The following is an 18,882-nucleotide window of genomic DNA, read 5'->3' on the forward strand; positions in this document are numbered from 1 at the left end:
GCTCACGCCACGGCCCGGCGCGTGAAGTCCCGGCCCTGCAACAGTGCCTCGAGCTGACGGGCGCGATGCGCGTAAGTGTGTTCGGCCAGCACGCGACGCCGCGCCGCTTCGCCGATGCGCCACGCGCGCTCCGGCGTCAGCGCGTCGAGGTGTTCGGCGACCTCGTCGCCGCCTCGCGCGACCAGCACCTCGCTACCGGGCTCGAGGAACGTCTCGATGCCCTCCCAGGCGTCGGTGATCAGGCACGCGCCGGCGCCCGCCGCCTCGAACACCCGCGTCGCCGGGGAGAACCCGTAGCGGGCCATCGAATCGCGGCTGATGTTGAGCACCGCGCGCGGCGATACGTTGAAGGCGTTGTGGTCGCGGGTGTACACGTGGCCGATGAAATCGACGTTCGACGGCAGCCGCCGATCCTCCCAGCCGCTGCCGCCAAGGATGAAACGCAGCGCCGGACGAGCCTCGGCGGCCGCGAGGAAGAAGCGTTCGACGCGCGACTCGCGATCCGGCAGACGGTTGCCGAGGAAGCCGAGATCGGCGGCGTAATCGACCCGGTGCGGCACCGGGTGATGCGTCTGCGGATCCAGCGCGTTGTATACCGGTTCGCAATGCCGCGCGCCGAGCGCCGTATAGGCGTCGACCACCGGCTGACCGCCGCCGTACGTGCAGATGAGGTCGAAACGCCCGACGAGACGACGAAACGGGTGACGCGGATCGCTCTCGACCGCATCGAGCGTCGCGGGAGCGTCCACGTCCCAGAACACCACCGTTCGCCCGGGACGCCGCAGCGTCAGGACACCCTCTTCCAGCGTGCGGTCGAGCACGCCGACACCGCTCGTCTTGACGATCACGTCGGCGGTGGCGGCGTCATCGAGCATGGCGTGCGCCACGTCGGTCGTCGGCGGATAGACCACGACGCGCGCCCACTCGGGATCGTCCATGTCACGGTGTTCCTGTCGGCCGTACGCGTCGGGCTCGTAGAACGTGATCTCGTGGCCGAGGAGATGCAGGTTGCGGATCAGACCCCGGTAATACGTGGCCGCGCCGTTCCAGTAGGCGGACACGAGGCTCGAACCGAAGAACGCGAATTTCATGCGTGGATACTCCTGGGAGCGGCGGGGGCGAGCGACGCATGGATGCGCAGCAGTTCGTCGACGCGGTGGGAACACGTGTGCCGGGACAACAGGCGCTCGCGGCCTCGGACTGCAAGCTCCGCCGCCATGCCCGGATCGTGAAGAAGGTCCCGCATGTGGCGTCGCATCCCGGCGCCGTTGGCGGCAACGAGGAAATCGATGCCCGGCCGGAACAGGCCTTCGACGTCGTCCCATGGCGCACTGATCAGGGGGATACCGCACGCCAGGGCTTCGAAGGGCCGGATCGTCGGAATCCCCGGCAACGAACGGACATAAGGGCCACGCGGCACATGCACCGTGAAGCGGTGCGCGGCGAAGACGCGCGGCACCGCGAAGTTGGGCAGCCAGCCCGCGAAGCGCAGCCCGGTTTCGCCGAGAGCCGCCAGCGCGTCGGCGGGGTAGCGGACGCCGTGCACCGTGCCTTCGAGCGCCAGGTCGCGGGCCGGGTCGACGAGGAACTCGTGGAGCTCGGCGGTGCGTTCGTCGTCGCCCCAGTTGCCTATCCAGACGAGGTCGTGCGCGCGTTCGATACCGTCGATCGGATGGAAGACGCGCGTGTCCGCGGCTTCGTGCCAGGTCCATGCCTGCGCCGCCCACCCGCGCGCCTCGTACATGTGGCGGATCACGTCGCCGAACGCGAGCACGCCGTCGTAGTACCGAAGGTCGTACGCCGCCATCGCGTCTTCATCGCTGACCGCGCGATGATGCGTGTCGTGGAACAGCAGGCGGTAGTCGTGATCGCGACGGTGCAGGCCGATCCGCGCCACCAGCGAGTGGCTGTTCCACTCGTGCACGAGCACCAGATCCGCGCCGTCGAGCGCGGCGTCGAGGTCGAGCGTGGCGGGATCGTAGCGTTCGCTGCGCAGCGACGGGTAGGCCCGATGGAACGCGTCGACCGGCCCGCTCCCCTGCTCCGCCAGCAGCGACGACACGCTCCAGGCGTCGTGCGGTTCGTACACCGCGACCTCGACGCCGCGCGCGAGCAGTTCACTGGCCACGCCGCGGAGGAAGTGCGCGTTGCCGTGGTTCCAGTCCGAGACCAGCGAGTGATAGAACATCACGACACGCACGGTCGTCCCCCTTCCCTCGCCATGTCGCGGTAGGTATCGCGCCAGCGCGCGACCATGCGTTCGGCCGTGTACCGCCGTGCATGGCGGCGGGCCCGCATGCCGTGCGCGTGCAGCTTCGGGCGGTCGTCGACCAGCGCGTTCAGCGTGCGCGCGATCGCGGCCGGATCGTCGCTGGGCACGTAACAGGCGGTGTCTTCCCAGAGCTCGCGCAGCGACGGGATGTCGCCGAGCACGAGTGCGCAGCCCGCGAACGCCGCCTCGAGCACCGACAGGCCGAACGGCTCGTAGCGCGCGGGAAGCACGTAGATCGCGGCGTGCGCGAACTGATTCGCCATGCTGCCCTCTCCCAGCGCGCCAAGCAGCTGCACGTGGTCGAACCGGGCGCTGCCGCCCTCCGGATGACGCACGTCGCCCGCGACGCGGATCGGCCAGCGCGATGCCGGCGCCGCGGCGTCGAGCGCCGCCACGTTCTTGGCCTCGTCCCACGCGCGCGCGGCGCAGAGGACGTAGGGTTGTTTTCGCGTGCCGCGGAAGGTCTCGGGGTCGCGCCCGTTGTGCACCACCGCCACGCGCCCGACGTGGCCGTACAGCCGTCGCAGGTCGTCGAGCATGCTGCGCGTCGGCGCCGTCACCAGCGCGGCGCCCGCGAGGCCGCGTGCGACTCGCCGGCGATAGCCATCCCATTCGGGCCCCGGCGCCGTGCCGCGGACGTGCTCGTACCACGTCGCCACGCACGAGTGCGCGACGACGACGCAGGGTGCCGGCCACGGGAGGTGGCCGTGGCAGAAGTGGTTCAGGTGCACGATGTCGGGCCCGAACTCGCGCGCAAGGCCCAGCAGCCAACGCCCCGCCGCATCCTGGTTCGCATCGTTCGCCTCGCCCATCCATTCGAGCGGAAAATCGCCGTGCGCGAGCATCAGCCCCGGTATGCGTCCCGCCGCACGCAGACGCCCACCGTCGGGGCGCGGGCCGAGCACGGCGATCAGCACCTCGATGCCGTGGCGCCGCAGGCCCTCGGCCAGCTGCAGCGCGAAGGTCCAGACGCCGCCCACCGCGTCGGCGCTCATCATGACGCGGCGGACAGACATGACCGTGCGACCTCCATGCGTTGCAGCGGCGCGTCGGTACCGCGGTGGCGGCGCAGCCAGGCGTGCAGCATCCCGACGCCCTCGCGCGCCCCGACCTCGGCGCGCCACCCCGTGGCCTGCTGGTACCGCCGGGTATCCGAGACGTAGTAGCGCTGATCGCCCGGCCGCCACCCGGACCAGCGGATCGCGGGCTTGCGCCCCGTGAGCTGCTCGATCCAGTCGAGGAGCTGGAGGAGGCTGATGGTGTTCGCCGGGCCGCCGCCCAGGTTGAACGCCTGCCCCGACAGCGCATCGATGTGCCGCGCGGCGAGCACGTACGCTTCGACGGCATCGTCCACGTAGAGGATGTCGCGCACCTGCATGCCGTCGCCATAGAGCGTGATCGGTTCGCCGCGTAACGCCCGGATGAGGAAATGCGCGACCCAGCCCTGGTCCTCCGTGCCGAACTGGCGCGGGCCGTAAATGCAGCTCATGCGGAAGACCACCGACGGCACGCCCATGCAACGGGCGTAATCGACGATGTACTGGTCGGCACCGCCCTTCGAACAGCCATACGGACTATGGAAGTCGAGCCGTCGGCTCTCACCCACGCCGTGGGCGAGCCAGTCGCCGTCCACCGGCTGGTACCGCCGATCGACCACGGCGAGGTCGATGTCCTCCAGCCCGCCGTAGACCTTGTTCGTCGAGGCGAAGATCACGGGCGGCACCCGCGACTGCCCGCGCGCGGCCTCCAGGACGTTGATCGCGCCGCCAAGGTTCACCTCGAAATCCATCACGGGATCGTCCAGGCTCGACGTGACGGCCACCTGTCCGGCGAGGTGGAAGATCCGTTCGACGCCGTCCAGCGCCTCGGCGAGCCGGTGCCGGTCGCGCGTATCGCAGGGAACGAACTCGATGAGGTCGCCGTGGCGTTCGCGCAGCCAGGCGAGGTTTTCCTCCGCGCCCGGCCGGGCGAGACTGTCCACCACGCGGACCCGTCCTCCGTCCGAGGCGAGACGCGCGGCGATGTTGCAGCCGATGAAACCCGCCCCGCCGGTGATCGCCGAGACGGGCCCATCGCGCCGCAGCCGCGTGGGCCAGGTCGCCGCGTCGCGCACGCCGCGCAGCCCCCGCGCGGCCCATAGCCGATAGAGCAGTTTCGGCTCGCCGTGCTCGCGCTGGATGCCGAAGTGATAATCGCGCTCGTCGTTGTGGAAACCCGCCTGCGATGCGCGGGACGACGCCAGGTCCCGCAGCGACAGCAGATAGATCCGGTCGATCGGGAGCTGCTCGGCCTCGGCGACCACCCTCACCTGCTCGAATTCGTCGTGCCGCCAGGTCGAATAGCCGGTTTCCGTGAGCCACACACGGCCGGGGTGCCCGTGCGCCTCGAGCACCTCCGTCACCTCGCGGATACGGCGCTCCCAGGATTCGCCGGGTCGGTCGTAGCTACCCGAGAATCCGTGCACCCCGACCACGTCGATGTACGGCATCAGCCCGTTCTCGAACATGGCCTCGAGCCAGTTCGGATCGATCGGCGACATGCCCCCAAGCACGGTCTTCTTTCCGCGCTGGCGTGCCCAGGACGCGGCATTACCGACCATCTCGCAAAACTTCGTCCAGCCGGGATCGCGACCGTAATCCCACTCGATCGCGTTGTTGGCCTCGTTCCACAGCTCGACATGATCGAAGTGCTCGCCGTAGCGGGTGATGCACACGTCGAGGAAATCCGCGTAGTCCTTGAGCCGGCGTGGTGGCGACGCGGTCGCCGGCGACTCGCCGAGCGAGGGCGGCGTGTAGAGGAAGCACGGCAGGAGATCGAAGTGCGGCGACAGCGTGGGGAACAGCCAGTCGTACCACTCGGGTCCGCCGTCGCGCAGGAAATCGGCCCAGGAGACGCCGAACCGAAGATGGCGCACGCCGAGCGCGCACAACGCGTCCACCGTTTCCCGAGCGAGGTCCCGGTCGCCCATCGGGAACCACTCCAGCACGCCGACATCCGGGGAGGCGGCGGCGATACGCGCGGTCACAGCGTCAGTCCCCGGCGATGGAGCTCGGCACTCGCCTCCACCACGCGGTCGACGGCGCTGGCGGTCGCCAGCCATTCGACCAGCTCCGCGAGACCTTCGTCGATCCCGATCGCGGGGCGATAGCCGATCGCGCGCTCCGCGAACGCGATGTCGGCGACGCAGTGGCGAATGTCGCCCACGCGATACCGGCCCGTGACCTCGGGTTCCACGGGCCGTCCCACCGCATCCGCGAGGCGTCGCGCGATTTCCAGGATCGTGTACGCGTTGCCGCTGCCGACGTTGATCACCTCGCCGGCCGCCGACACGCTGTCGTAGGCGAGTCGGCAGGCTCGGGAGACGTCGCGCACGTTGACGAAGTCGCGCCGTTGCCGGCCGTCTTCGAAGATGCTCGGCGCATTGCCGTTGAGGAGCCGCGCCGCGAAGATCGCGAGCACGCCGGTGTAGGGGTTGGACAGCGCCTGCCGAGGGCCGTAGACATTGAAGAATCGCAGCGCCGTCGTCGGAATCCCGTAGGCCTCGCCGACCATGAGGCACAGACGTTCCTGGTCGAACTTGGACAGCGCGTAGACCGACGAAAGATCGGGTTGTTTCGATTCGTCGGTCGGCACGGGCGACCACGGACTCCCGTCGCGGCCGCGCAGTTCCCACTCGCCCCGTTGCAGCGCCGCGCGACTGCGCCGATACCCGGGGAAGCGGCGGCCCTGGGTGTCCTCGTACATGCCCTCGCCGTAGATGCTCATGCTCGATGCGACGACGAGCCGCTCGACGGGGCGTTCGGCGAGCGCCTCCAGCAGAACGGCGGTGCCGAGGTTGTTGATGGAGGTGTAACCGGCGATCTCGTACATGCTCTGGCCGACACCTACCGACGCGGCGAGGTGATAGACGCCGTCGACCCCGTCCAGTGCACGTCGCACGACGTCCGGGTCGCGAACGTCGCCCACGATCAGTTCGACGTCTTGCGCGAGGTACGCCGGTCGCGTGCCTTCGCCACCGTGGACCTGTGGCGCGAGGAGATCGAGCACGCGCACATGATGGCCGTCATCGAGCAGCAGATCGGCGAGCCATGACCCGATGAAACCGGCGCCGCCGGTGATGAGGATGCGTTTGCCCATGCGCGGTCTCCGTGGTCCGAGTACCGAGCATCACCGTGTCCCGGAGCAGAAGGAGTGAACCGTCGCGAGCGCGTCGACGACATTGCTTAATGGCACCGTGCGCTCAGCATCGTGTTCGTGCAGGCCCGTGTTTTTCACTCCTCCCGCATCGATCGCCTTCCATGCTGACATCGTTCCCCACCAGTCGAGGACTCATCATGGCTAAGGCACCCACCTCCGAGGGAGCCGTGTCGGCGGCTCATTCGCCCCTGCACATCGTCGTCGCCGGCGCCGCCGGCTTCGTCGGCAGCCACCTCGTCGACCGCTTCATCGCCGACGGCCACCGCGTCACCGGCATCGATGACCTTATCACCGGCCGCCGAGCCAACGTCGCCCATCTGGACCGGCACCCACGCTTCCGTCTCGTCGAGCAGGACATCGCGAAACCGTTCTCCCTCGACGACCGCGCCGACTGGGTGATGCACCTGGCGAGTCCTGCCTCGCCACCGAAATACCAGCGCTGGCCGATCGAGACCCTCGAAGCGAACAGCTTCGGCACGCACCACCTGCTCAGGATGGCCCAGACGCACGGCGCGAAGTTCCTCCTCGCGAGCACGAGCGAGGTCTACGGCGATCCGCTGCACCATCCGCAGCAGGAAGACGACTGGGGCAACGTGAACCCGAACGGGCCGCGCAGCATGTACGACGAAGGCAAGCGTTATGCCGAGGCCGCGACGATGGCCTTCCACCGCCACCACGGGCTGCCCGTGCGCATCATCCGCATCTTCAACACCTATGGCCCGCGCATGGATGCCGACGACGGCCGCATCGTCACCAACTTCATCTGCCAGGCGCTCGCGGGCAAACCGCTGACGGTGTTCGGCACCGGGTCGCAGACGCGTAGCCTGCAGTACGTGTCCGACCTCGTCGAGGGCATCGTCCGCTACATGGACTGCGATCACTGCGGCCCGATGAACCTGGGCAACCCGGTGGAGCGCACCGTCACGGAGATCGCCGAACTGATCATCCGGCTGACCGGCAGCACGTCGACGCTCACCTTCCACGACCTTCCCGAAAACGATCCGCAGCGACGCCGGCCGGACATCGCACGTGCGCAGGCGATGCTGGGCTGGTCGCCGCGCGTCTCGGCGGAGGAAGGCCTGGCGCTCACGATCGAGGCGTTCCGCGCCGGCATCGCTCCCACACGCCGGCGCGCGCGCCGCTCCACGGCGGCGGCCGACGCGCGCGCGATGAGTCAGGCGTAGAAGCGGTCGAGCACCCGGGCGAGGTCGACCAGCCGGTCGGCCTCGACGTCGTAGCGCGGCGACACCTGCAGCGCCTCCGCCCAGGCAAGCGCGGCCCTGCCACCCCATGCGTCCGGCGGCGACGCGAGGGTCGTACGCTGGCGACCGTCGTAGCGCTCCAGCATGAAGTCGTAGAACGAACCCTCCACGTTGCGCAGGCCGATCCCTCCGTTCGTGCCGAAGATGCGCAGGCCGATGTCGGCGTCGGCGCCGATCGGAAGGTTCCAGGAACAGGTCACGTCGAGCACGGTCCCGCCTTCCAGGTCGATCCGGGCGCTGGCGAAGTCTTCCACCGCGTCGGGTACGCTTTTCAGAGGTCGCCCTTTCACGAAGCATCGGCTGTCCACGCCAAGGACGGAAGGGTGACCGAGCAGCCATAGCGCCAGATCGACGAGGTGGATGCCGAGGTCGACCACGCACCCGCCCCCTGACAGGGTGCGATCGTAAAACCACGGCTTGCCCGGGCCGTACGCGTTATGGAACACCGCCTCCACCGCGTAGACACGCCCCAGCTCCCCGAGCGTCAGCATCGCGCGTACGTCGTCGATGCCTGCGAGGTGGCGATAACTGAGGTCCACGCCAAGGAGACGGTCCGCGGCACGCGCGGCGGCGACCACCGCCGCCACCTCGTCGCCGTCGCGGCCCAGCGGCTTCTGGCAGAACACGGGAAGACCGCGCTCGAGCGCGTCGAGCGACTGCAGCGCGTGGCCCGCGCTCGGTGTCGCGATGACGACGCCATCCAGATCGAGCACGAGCAGTTCCTCGAAGGTCGCGCAGACGAGCGCATCCGGCGCGAGCTTTCTCGCTTCCTCCACGCACATGTCGTCTGGATCGACGATCCCGCGGGCCTCCACCATTCCCGAATCGATCAGCGCCGCCATCCGGTGGCGTCCGATCCAGCCGACCCCCGCGAACCCGAGCCGCAGTTTCCGCGTCATGACGGATCCTCCATCAGCAGGACGGCCTTGGTGAAACCCCCGGGGCGCGTGCGCACCGCTTCCAGCGCTTCGCCCGTTCGTTCGAGCGGGTAGCGATGGGACACGAGCAACGACAGGTCGAGGCGCCCGTCGAGCACGGCGTCCACCGCGTCGCGTATGCCCTCGGCGGCCACCGCGGGGTCACGCTCATGCGCGTTGACGACGTCGATGCCACGCCAGTTCCACAGCTGCACGTTGACCTGGCGCAGGCCGTCCTGATGGTAGCCGGCGATCACGAGCCGCCCGCGCACGCCGGTGAACTCCCCGGCCAGATCGAGCGGCCATGGCTTCCCCGTGCATTCGAACGTCCGCTCGCACTGGCGCCCCTGCGTCAGGGCGCCGACCTGCTCGAGCAACGTCGCGTGATCGTGCATCGGCAGCGCATGGGCCGCGCCGCAGCGTCGGGCCAGGTCGAGCGCCGCTTCCGACCGTGCGACCGCTATGACGCGGGCACCCGCCTTCGCGCAGAGCTGGACGAGCGCCGCACCGAGGAATCCGACGCCGACGATGGCGACGGTGTGTCCCGCCTCGACACCGGCGCGACGGAAGATGTTCATGACGCAGCCCAGTGCCTCGCCCGGGAACGGGGTGTCGTCGAGCGCGGCCGGGAGCGGCACCACGTGCGTGGCGTCCGCGACGTCGTATTCCGCGTAGGCACGAAAGGACAGCATCGCCACGCGTTGGCCCGGTTCGATCTGCGTCACGTCCTCGCCCACCGCGTCGACCACGCCCCATCCTTCGTGCCCGAGGTCGCCCGGCGGCATGGGATACGTGAACCATTCCCGCCCCTCGTAGGCGGGAATGTTCGACGCGCACAGGCCGCTCCCCTGGAGCCTTACCCTTACCTGCGAAGGACCGGGCCGTGGCAGGACGACTTCCTCGATGCGCACGTCGGCAGGACCGGCGAGGACGGCGGCCCGCATGGAAACGGGTACGGTTCGACTCATGATGATCTCCTTCGGGGTGTCATGTCCGGCCCGTCGCCCAGAGGACGACGAGTGCGACGGTCGTGGCGCCGGTGATGGCGACGGTGCTCCAGCCGAGGACGCGTGTGAGCATGCCGTTGGCACGGTCGCCCATCATGCGGCGATCGCTCGTCATGACCATGATCAGCAACAGCAGCGGCGGCACCGAGAATCCCTGCACGACGCCGGACCAGACCAGCGCCCGCATGGGGTTGACGCCAAGCAGGTTCAGCGCGACCGCCACGACGGTGACGGCGAGGATCGTCCCGTAGAAGAGCGGAGCCTCGCGCGGCGCGCTTTGAAGGCTGCCCGGACGCCGGAAGACCTGCACCAGATCGTACGCGGCCCCCGTCGTCATCACCGGGATCGCGAGAAATCCGACGCCGACGACGCCGAGCGCGAACAACCAGCGCGCCGCGCTTCCGGCGACGGGTTCGAGGGCGCTGGCGGCCTGCGCCGCGCTCTCGATGTCGTGCTGCCCGTTCGCGTACAGCGTCGCGCCCGTGGACATGATGATGAAGTACAGCACGATGTTGGAGAACGCGACGCCGGCGACGACGTCGCGGCGCATCAGCCGCATGCCGGCGTCCGAGGCGCCCGGATGCCGGGACGGATCCGGATCCCCCGCGTCCACGCGCTCCTCGACTTCCTGATTCGATTGCCACGTGTAGACGTAGGCGGAAAGCGAGGTACCGATGCAGGCGACCAGCATGCCGACGAATCCGGCGTCGAAGCGCACGTCGCGTGCCAGCGTGCCGCGCAGCACGTCCATCGCGTCGGGTTTCGCCATGACGGCAGCGGCGATGTACGCGAACAGCGCGAGCGCCAGCCAGCGGAAGATGCGTCGCAACAGGTCGTACGAGCCGAGCACCTGCAGGCCCGTCACCACGACCGCCACCACGGCGACCCACGCCCAGACGGGCAACGGCAGGAGCAGGTTGAGGGCCGCGCCGACGCCGCCAAGGTTCGCCGCGGCCTCGATGACGTTGCCGATGAACGCGAGCGCCGCCATCGGGTACACGACGCGACTCGGGAAACGGTCGAGCATCGCGGCGAACAGGCCTTTCCCGTAGACGCGCCCGAGCTTCGCCGACACATACATCACCACGTACATCATCGGCAGGAGAACGGGCGCGATCCAGAGCGCGCCAAGCCCGTACTTCGCACCCGTGCTCGCGTAGGTGCCGATCGCCGAGGGATCGTCATCCGCGGCGCCCGTGATGACACCGCCGCCCAGCCAGCGAAGGGGTCGCCGCGACCGGCCGCTCCCGGCATCCGCCGTCGATCGGCCCATGTCGTACTCCGGAAGAAGATGCGGAGGATCATGGGAAGGCGACACGCAAACCGCGGAACCGCTCGCGTGAACACGACGGGACGTTGCTGAACAGCGACCGCGGCCGCCGGTGATGGCGCGTTCACATGCCGCTCACGGCCATCGATCCACGTTCGGGATATTCCTTCTGTTTCGACGCACGTGCCCATGTCCCGATCATGTCCGCCGCCACGCTACTGATCCTGGACGACGACCGTCGTTTCGCCGAGGCGACGGGTGAGTTCGCTCGTCAGATAGGCCTGGATCCCTACCCCGTCACCACGCTGGGCGAGGCGATGCGGATGGCGTCGAGGCAGCGCTTCGACTGCGCGCTCGTTGACATCGGCTTACCCGACGGCTGCGGGCTCGAACTGCTTGCCGAGCCCCGGCTGGCGAGCACGCGCAAGATCGTCATGAGCGGGGACGCGTCCCTGGCGACGTGGGCAGGGCGCAGCGTGCCGGGCACGCTCGGCGTGTTGACCAAGCCTTTTCGCTTTTCCGCTTTCCGCGAACTCCTCGCCCGGACCTTCCCTTCCCCGGCATCTCCGGGCTCCCTGCTTGGCCGGTCGCCGGCGATGCGAGCGGTCGTCGACGAACTCGAAGCCGTCGCTTCCAGTCGCTTCCCCGTGCTGATCCACGGCGAGAGCGGGACCGGCAAGGAGCTGGCGGCGCGCCTGATCCACGACCGGAGTGCGCGGGGCGGCCGCTTCATCGCGGTCAACTGCGCGGCGTTGTCGGCGGAACTGCTCGCCAGCCAGCTCTTCGGTCACCGGCGCGGCAGCTTCACAGGCGCCGTCGAGCACGAGGAAGGGCTCGTCGCCCAGTCCGATGGCGGCACGCTCTTCCTCGACGAACTCGCGGAGGCGCCCCCGACGGTGCAGGCGGCCCTGCTGCGATTCCTGGAATCCGGGGAGGTGCTCGCGCTCGGCGCACGGTCGCCGAAGCGGGTCGACGCACGCGTCGTCGCGGCCACCAATGTCGATCCACGTCGCGCGATCGACGAAGGGCGACTCCGCGCCGACCTCTATTTCCGCGTCGCCGGATACGAGGTACGCATGCCGCCGCTTCGCGAGCGACCCGACGATATCGAGGTCATCGCGCAAGCGATCCTCGACGACCTGAACCGCGAGTACGGCACGGCGCGACGCTTCGCACCGGGTGCGTTCGACACCGTTCGCGGCGATCGCTGGCGCGGCAACGTACGCGAGCTGCGCCAACGCGTGCAGCGCGCGTGGCTTGGCGGAGGGGAGGCTCTCGTCCTCGACGGGCCGGCTCAGGAAAGGCCGCGGGAAACGCGTGACCCGCGCACGCTCGACGACATCGAACGCGAAGCCATCCTCGACGCGCTCATCGCCTCCGACGGCGACCGGGCGATGGCCGCCGCGCGGCTGGGCATCAGCACACGCACCATCTACAACAAGCTGGCCCGCTATCGTGCCGACGCCCCGGACGATCCCCTGCATGCGGCACAATGAGCGAGAATCCACGCTCCGCTGCCTAAGGTTGTCCCGATGTCTTCCTCCGTGCCGCCCATCGATCCCGAGGCCGATCCGAACATCCGGGTCAGCCACCTCGATTTTCCGGTGGTCGGGATCGGCACGTCGGCCGGCGGACTCGCCGCGCTGACACGGTTCTTCGAATCGATGCCCTCCGATCCGGGCTTGGCTTTCGTCATCGTCATGCACCTCTCGCCCAAGCACGACAGCATCGCCGACCAGATCCTCCAGCGGGCGACGGCCATGCGGGTGACGCAGGTGAACGAACCCGTGCCACTGCGGAAGAACGAGGTCTACATCATCTCGCCGCGCAAGGGGCTGTCGATGAACGACGGTTACCTGCGCCTCGTGGACCTCAGGAAGGAACAGGGCAAGCACGTCGCCATCGACTACTTCTTCCGGACCCTCGCCGAGGTGCACCGCGAGCGGGCCATCGCCATCGTGCTGACCGGCACGGGAGCGGACGGATCGGTCGGCATCGCACGCATCCGCGAGCGAGGTGGCGTCACCCTGGTGCAGGCGCCCGATGACGCCGAATACGATCAGATGCCCCGCGCCGCCATTTCGACGGGCGCGGTCGATTTCGTGCTTCCCCTGGGGGATCTGCCGGACCGCGTGCTCAGGCTGGGCAAGGACACGACTCGCATCGCCCTGCCGGTGAAGAACGAGGAGCAGGAAGACCGGGAGCCGGCCGCGCCCTCGACACTCGTCGTGGACGAGGACGCGTTCCGCGACATCATGCTGATCCTGCGGGCCAAGACCGGCCACGACTTCCGCTCGTACAAGCGCGCGACCGTGCTGCGGCGCATCGAGCGCCGCCTGCAGGTGAACGGGCTGCACACGCTGGAGGCGTACCGCGATTTCCTGCATGACCATCCGGCGGAACGGCCGGCCCTGCTCAAGGACATGCTCATCAGCGTCACGAACTTCTTCCGCGACAGGGAGGCATTCGAAGCGCTCGAACGGGAGGTCCTCCCGCACCTCATCGAGGGGCTCGCCGAGGACGATCGCATCCGCGCATGGAGCGCCGGCTGCGCCACGGGCGAGGAAGCGTATTCGATCGCGATGCTCCTTACCGAAGCGGCACCGCCGAGCACGCTCGTGCAGGTGTTCGCCACCGACATCGACGAGGATGCCATCGCGTACGCGCGCCAGGGAGCCTATCCGGCGGCGGTGGCCACGGACATCGCGCCGGGCCGGGTATCGAAGTTCCTGACGCGCAACGACAACTTCTACCGCGTGCCGAAGCATCTGCGCGAGAAGGTGCTCTTCGCGCGGCACAACGTGCTGCAGGACCCTCCCTTCTCGAAGCTCGACCTGATCTGCTGCCGCAACCTGCTGATCTATCTCAACCGCGACGTGCAGGCGCACGTGCTCGAGATGTTCCATTTCGCGCTGCGTCCCGGCGGCTACCTGTTCCTCGGCAGTTCCGAGTCCGCGGACATGGCCTCGAAATACTTCGTCCCCGTGGACAAGAAGAACCGGATCTACCGTGCGGCAAGCACCGTGCAAACGGGCCTCCGTCTGCAGGCACCCACGCGCGAGGTGCCGGCGCAGTCGGTCGCCGGCACCACCGTCGCGGTCGCCACGGCGCAGGACCGCCGCGCGAATTCGCTGGCCGACATCCACCGCCGCGCCATCCAGGATCATGCGCCGCCCAGCATCCTCGTCGACCGCGAGGGACAAATCGCGCACATGAGCGAAGGAGCGAGCCGATTTCTGAGGATGATCGCAGGTGCCCCGTCGTACCAGCTCACCTCGCTGATCCGTCCCGAACTGCGCCTGGAACTGCGTACGTCGTTGTTCCAGGCGACGCAGGAGAACCGCGTGGTCCGGTCGAGGGGTGTCTCGTTGTCCCTTGGCGACGCGTCCGTCACGGTCACGATCGAGGTCGGACCCATCCGCGACCAGGAGACCGAGGCCGGTTACCAGATCGTCACGTTCCACGAGGGTCCGGGGCGCGAGCGCGCCGACAACGACGCGGAGGGGAGCGCGCAGACGCCGATGCTGCTCCAGCTGGAAGACGAGCTCGGGCGTGCCAAGGAACAACTGCAGATCACGATCGAGGAATCGGAAAGCTCAAGCGAGGAGCTCAAGGCGTCGAACGAGGAACTGCAGTCGATCAACGAGGAGCTTCGCTCGGCGACGGAAGAGCTGGAGACGAGCAAGGAAGAGCTGCAGTCGATCAACGAGGAGCTCATCACCGTCAACCACGAGCTGAAGCTGAAGGTCGAGGAAACCGCCAAGGTCAACGACGATCTCCACAATCTCGTCGCCTCGACCGACATCGCCACCGTGTTCGTCGATCGCGACATGTGCATCAAGCGCTTCACGCCGCGCGCCGCCGACGTGTTCCGGCTGATCAGCGCCGACGTCGGGCGTTCGCTGCTCGACCTGAACCACAGCCTCGATTATCCGGAGCTCGCCCACGACGCGGCGGAGGCGTTCCAGTCGCTCCGGACGATCGAACGCGAGGTGTGCGGCAGGGACCAGCGCTGGTACATCGCGCGCATCCTGCCCTATCGCACCGCCGAGGATCGCATCGAGGGCGCGGTCCTGACCTTCATCGACATCACGCGACGCCGCGCCGCGGAGGAATCCGCGCGCAGCAGCGACGAGCGGATGCGCCTTATCGCCGACAGCGCCCTGGATTACGCCTTCATCACCACGGACCCCGATGGCAACATCACGTCCTGGAGCAACGGCGCCGCGCGCATCTTCGGCTACTCCGCGGCCGACGTCATCGGCCGCCGCGGCGACCTGATCTTCACGCCGGAAGATCGCGCCAGCGGCGTGTTCGAAGCGGAACTGCAACAGGCACGCCGCACCGGCCGCGCCACCGACGATCGCTGGCACCTGCGCAGCAACGGCGAACGCATCTTCTGCAGCGGCATCACCACGCCGCTCTACCAGGGGGGATTCCACGGCTATGCGAAGATCGCGCGCGACGTCACGCTGGAGAAGGAGCGAGAACGCGAGCGGGAGGAAATGCTGTCGGTGGAGAAGGCGTCGCGTCGGCAGGCACAGACCGCGGTGGAGCTCAAGGACGAATTCCTCGCCGTGATGTCGCACGAACTCAAGCACCCTCTCAACCTGATCGTGATGAACGCCGAGCTGATCGCGCGCGCCGCGGCGGCGAAGGACGATCCCCTGCTCCGCCGGGCATCGGACGCCATCCGGCATACCGTCGAGGGCCAGGCGCAGATCATCGACGATCTGCTCGACCTCTCGCGCCTCAACACGGGCAAGCTTGCGCTCAGCATCGCGCCGGTCAACGTCAGCGACTGCATTCTCCGTGTGGCCGACGGCCTCGGACGGGATCTCATGCGCCGCGGCATACAGCTCACGCTCAATCTGCCGAAGGACGACCTGGTCATCATGGCCGATGCGGTGCGCGTCGAGCAGGTGATCTGGAACCTGCTCAGCAACGCTTACAAGTTCTCCAAGGACAACGGCCATATCGAGGTGACCGTCGAACTGGACGACGACGAGGCGATCCTGCGCGTCGAGGACGACGGTGTCGGCATGACGCCGGAGGTGGCGGCGCGTGCCTTCGAGATGTTCGAACAGGGTGGCCATCGCCGCAATCGCACCTCGGGCGGGCTCGGCATCGGCCTTGCGCTCGTGCGGGAGCTGGTCGAGCTACATGGCGGCCTCGTGACCGCGCACTCGGATGGGCCGGGGAAAGGCGCTACCTTCGTCGTCACGATCCCGCGTCGTCTCTCCGATGCGCCAACCGGCGAGGTCGGCGACACGTCCGCCGCGGAAGGCGCCCTGGTCGGCCGCCGGATCGTGATGGTCGACGATTCCGACGAACTGCTGGAACCGTTCGCGGAGCTCCTGGAACTGGAGGGTGCCTCGGTCGCCGCCGTGCACTCGGCGCCCGAAGCGCTCGAGCTGCTCAGGACCGGCGAGTACGACACGCTGCTGTCGGACATCGGCATGCCCGACATGGACGGTTTCGCCCTCATCCGCGCCGTGCGCGCGGACGCCGCCTCCCGTGACGTGACCGCCGTGGCGCTGACCGGCTTTGGCCGTCCACAGGACGAGCGCCAGGCGCTGCAGGCCGGCTTCGACGCGCATCTTGGCAAGCCGGTGTCCATGAGCACGCTTCTGCTACTGCTCGCGCGGCTCGAACGGAATCGAAGCGGCGCGAACTAGCCGGTGGCGCGCGCGAGGGGCAGGACGAGCCGGAGCGGCGCATCGCCGGCTTCGTCCAGCCAGCCCCCGAACCGGGCCGCGAGTTCGCGCGCGACGGCCAGATGCAGTCGGAGGGAGCCGTCCACGGAACGGGGCGCCGTGCCGGACCGGGCGAACACGCCAGGCAATGTCAGACGAAGGGTGTCGCCCTCGCGCTCGGCGACCACGCGGGATTCGGTGGCTCCCGACGCGATCGCGATCCACACGAGCCGTCGCATCAACGCCGTCAGCGCGGCGGTGGGGAGTGTCACGCGGTGCGACTCACCCTGCCATTCGAGGCGCGGCGCCTCGTCGCCCAGATCGTCCATCGCCGCGTCGAGGCAAGGTCGAGGATCCCCTTGCCCTTCGCCGCCCTCCGCCACGTCGGCGATCGCAGCGAACGCCGCATGAAACTCGCGCCCGAAGGCCTCGACATCGCGCAGGAGCTCGGCAACCTCCTTGCGCGCCGGCTCGATCCGGCCGAGGCGCAAGTGGTGGTCGGCCAGCTCGATCTTCAGGAGCAGGCTACCCAGCGGCGTGCTCAAGGCGTGCGCGACGTCGCGGCGGAACGCGGCGTCGCCTGCGGGCGTGGGCACTCTGGACGTCATTGGCTTCTCCGGAGGCTCGGCATCATCGGGAAGTTAACGCCAGCGACGTGAATGGCACGCCCGCACGAAGGCAAGGTCGATCAGACGGAGGAAGGGTCCGACTCCAGGCGGATCCGCTGGTTGACCGACGCGTAGACCCGCTCGCGCTCCGCCTCGCGACGGCGCGTCGTCGACGGCGACAGCTCGTCCGCGTCGGCGAGCAGTTCGAGAAAGTCCTGCGTGCTCGTGCGCGACGCGGGGGTCGTGGTCTCGTCGACAAGCCTGCCGAAAACGTACTTCATCTGGTGGGTCGACTGACTGGCGCTCAGCGTGAGCGACGCCTTGACGAGTTTGCCGTCGCGATAGCCGATTTCCGCGAGGCTGCTGGCCCGGTCGTCGATCTGGGTGTAGAGATAGTTCTGCGACAGCGGATCGTCGGTCAGGGACAGCGTGCCACCCACCGTCAGCGGCGAATGGAAACTGGCGAGCAGATGCGTGTCGCGGCGCTGCGACAGTTCGCGGTTGCGCATGCCGCCCTCGCCGATGCGAGTGGCTTGCGAGGTGTCGTACGAAAAGGCGTCTTTCTCGTCCGCCCGGTAAGGGTTCGACGCCACGGCGGTCTGGACGATGCTGGCATGGTAGTCCGCCAGGCCGCTCAGCATCGCGTGCTCCGCCTTCGAGAGCGAGGCGGCCATCGGTCGCGTCGTGCCGGATGGGACGTCGTCGGCGGCGTGCAGCTGACGGAAGGCGTCCTTGAACATCGCCGCGAGGAACCGATCGCCGTGCCCCCGCGCCGTCGCCTTGTCGACCTCGCCCAGGACATTGGCCATCGCGCGATCTCGCTGCGACGCCGTGCCGAGGATGGCCCCCGACGACGCGTCGACCCCGATATCGACGACGCCCTCGGCCGAGGTGAGCTTCAGGGTTCGTCCGCCGGTATCGGCGTGGAACGCGAGTGTCATCGGCGCACGGTTGGCCGACACCACGCTGGCCGTGACGTCCACCGAGGCGAACGCATGTTTGTCGAACGCGGCGAGCGCCGCGAGATCGAGCTTCGGCGGGGAGCCGGCCAGACCGTCGATCGCGGCCTGGAAGCCATCGGCGAGCTTCGCCACCGCCGCGCGTTCCGCGTCGTCGAGCGTCGCGCTTCCGCGAGCCCGTACCTGAAGTTCACCGTCGCTCCCGGTAAGCGCGAAGGTCACCGTTTTGCCGCTCGCGGTCGTCACGGAGAGGCTGAACGCGGTTCCGTCGCTGCCCTGCGCGCCGCGAGTCGACACGGCCTGGGCGAAGTCCACGCCCTCGGCGGCGAACTGCCCGACCAGCGCGGCGCCGAGTCCCGCGAACCGCGCTCCGTCCGTGCTCGCGTCGTACTGACGCGCCATGCGTAGCGTGACGGCGTCGTCGGACGACGTCTGCCATACCGGCATCGCCGGCCTGGCGTAGACCGGCGACACGGGGGGCGCGCCCGCCCCGCTCAGGGTCACTACCACGGAGGGCGGTGCGGCGACCGATGGCATCGCCACAGGGCTCACGGAGCCGCGTTCCATCGTCTGCGCGATCGGCCGCGCGAGCATGCCCGTCGATATGTTCCCTATCATGCGATCTCCTTGCGATTTCCGTGCACGGGTTATCGGCGGCCGTCGCGGTCTCTTGAATGGCGCCACCCCGCGGATG

The 18,882-nt window shown here is 68.7% G+C and carries 13 protein-coding genes; 3 read left to right on the plus strand and 10 right to left on the minus strand.

Features of this window, described 5'->3' with window-relative positions; all coding sequences use genetic code 11:
• Positions 1-2: 2 nt before the first annotated feature.
• From BMW54_RS05420 to BMW54_RS05440, 5 genes are read right to left on the minus strand one after another with little or no spacing between them, the layout of a single operon-like run.
• Positions 3-1,091: a CgeB family protein gene (locus tag BMW54_RS05420; RefSeq protein ID WP_090053590.1), complete on the minus strand. Its 1,089-nt coding sequence runs from the start codon at positions 1,089-1,091 to the stop codon at positions 3-5.
• Positions 1,088-2,200 (minus strand): CgeB family protein, encoded by a 1,113-nt coding sequence (locus BMW54_RS05425; protein ID WP_090053591.1) that lies wholly within the window; start codon positions 2,198-2,200, stop codon positions 1,088-1,090. The genes BMW54_RS05420 and BMW54_RS05425 overlap by 4 nt, the downstream gene beginning before the upstream one ends.
• Complete coding sequence (locus BMW54_RS05430; RefSeq protein ID WP_090053593.1) at positions 2,188-3,288, minus strand: glycosyltransferase family 4 protein; 1,101 nt, start codon at positions 3,286-3,288, stop codon at positions 2,188-2,190. The genes BMW54_RS05425 and BMW54_RS05430 overlap by 13 nt, the downstream gene beginning before the upstream one ends.
• Complete coding sequence (locus BMW54_RS05435; protein WP_217642613.1) at positions 3,267-5,297, minus strand: NAD-dependent epimerase/dehydratase family protein; 2,031 nt, start codon at positions 5,295-5,297, stop codon at positions 3,267-3,269. The genes BMW54_RS05430 and BMW54_RS05435 overlap by 22 nt, the downstream gene beginning before the upstream one ends.
• Entirely contained in the window at positions 5,294-6,409 is a 1,116-nt protein-coding gene (locus tag BMW54_RS05440; protein ID WP_090053595.1) for an NAD-dependent epimerase/dehydratase family protein, read from the minus strand. Before BMW54_RS05440 ends, BMW54_RS05435 begins: the two co-directional genes overlap by 4 nt.
• A gap of 197 nt (positions 6,410-6,606) precedes the next feature.
• Here BMW54_RS05440 and BMW54_RS05445 point away from each other — a divergent pair, with 197 nt between their 5' ends.
• Positions 6,607-7,653, plus strand: a complete 1,047-nt coding sequence (locus BMW54_RS05445; protein ID WP_217642614.1) for a UDP-glucuronic acid decarboxylase family protein — start codon at positions 6,607-6,609, stop codon at positions 7,651-7,653.
• Here BMW54_RS05445 and BMW54_RS05450 read toward each other — a convergent pair.
• Genes BMW54_RS05450 through BMW54_RS05460 form a run of 3 tightly spaced genes read right to left on the minus strand, consistent with a single transcriptional unit; the run spans position 7,644 to position 10,928 of the window.
• Positions 7,644-8,630 (minus strand): Gfo/Idh/MocA family protein, encoded by a 987-nt coding sequence (locus tag BMW54_RS05450; protein ID WP_090053597.1) that lies wholly within the window; start codon positions 8,628-8,630, stop codon positions 7,644-7,646. The two genes, BMW54_RS05445 and BMW54_RS05450, sit on opposite strands and share 10 nt — an antisense overlap.
• Complete coding sequence (locus BMW54_RS05455; RefSeq protein WP_217642615.1) at positions 8,627-9,616, minus strand: MDR/zinc-dependent alcohol dehydrogenase-like family protein; 990 nt, start codon at positions 9,614-9,616, stop codon at positions 8,627-8,629. Before BMW54_RS05455 ends, BMW54_RS05450 begins: the two co-directional genes overlap by 4 nt.
• 19 nt (positions 9,617-9,635) lie before the next feature.
• Entirely contained in the window at positions 9,636-10,928 is a 1,293-nt protein-coding gene (locus BMW54_RS05460) for an NRAMP family divalent metal transporter (protein ID WP_090053600.1), read from the minus strand.
• Between the two features lie 197 nt (positions 10,929-11,125).
• On the opposite strand from BMW54_RS05460, the gene BMW54_RS05465 reads away from it, so the two are divergent.
• Complete coding sequence (locus BMW54_RS05465; RefSeq protein ID WP_175472775.1) at positions 11,126-12,421, plus strand: sigma-54-dependent transcriptional regulator; 1,296 nt, start codon at positions 11,126-11,128, stop codon at positions 12,419-12,421.
• A 36-nt stretch (positions 12,422-12,457) separates the two neighbouring features.
• Positions 12,458-16,603 carry a CheR family methyltransferase gene (locus tag BMW54_RS05470; protein ID WP_090053603.1) on the plus strand — a complete coding sequence of 1,382 codons (4,146 nt, stop codon included), beginning with the start codon at positions 12,458-12,460 and terminating at the stop codon, positions 16,601-16,603.
• Here BMW54_RS05470 and BMW54_RS05475 read toward each other — a convergent pair.
• The gene (locus BMW54_RS05475; protein ID WP_090053604.1) at positions 16,600-17,229 is read right to left on the minus strand and encodes a hypothetical protein; all 630 of its coding nucleotides are present in this window, start codon (positions 17,227-17,229) and stop codon (positions 16,600-16,602) included. The two genes, BMW54_RS05470 and BMW54_RS05475, sit on opposite strands and share 4 nt — an antisense overlap.
• A gap of 80 nt (positions 17,230-17,309) precedes the next feature.
• Positions 17,310-18,806 (minus strand): hypothetical protein, encoded by a 1,497-nt coding sequence (locus BMW54_RS05480; protein WP_139206044.1) that lies wholly within the window; start codon positions 18,804-18,806, stop codon positions 17,310-17,312.
• Between the last annotated feature and the right edge of the window lie 76 nt (positions 18,807-18,882).

Source organism: Luteibacter sp. 329MFSha, from assembly GCF_900111665.1.
Taxonomy (GTDB): Bacteria; Pseudomonadota; Gammaproteobacteria; order Xanthomonadales; family Rhodanobacteraceae; genus Luteibacter.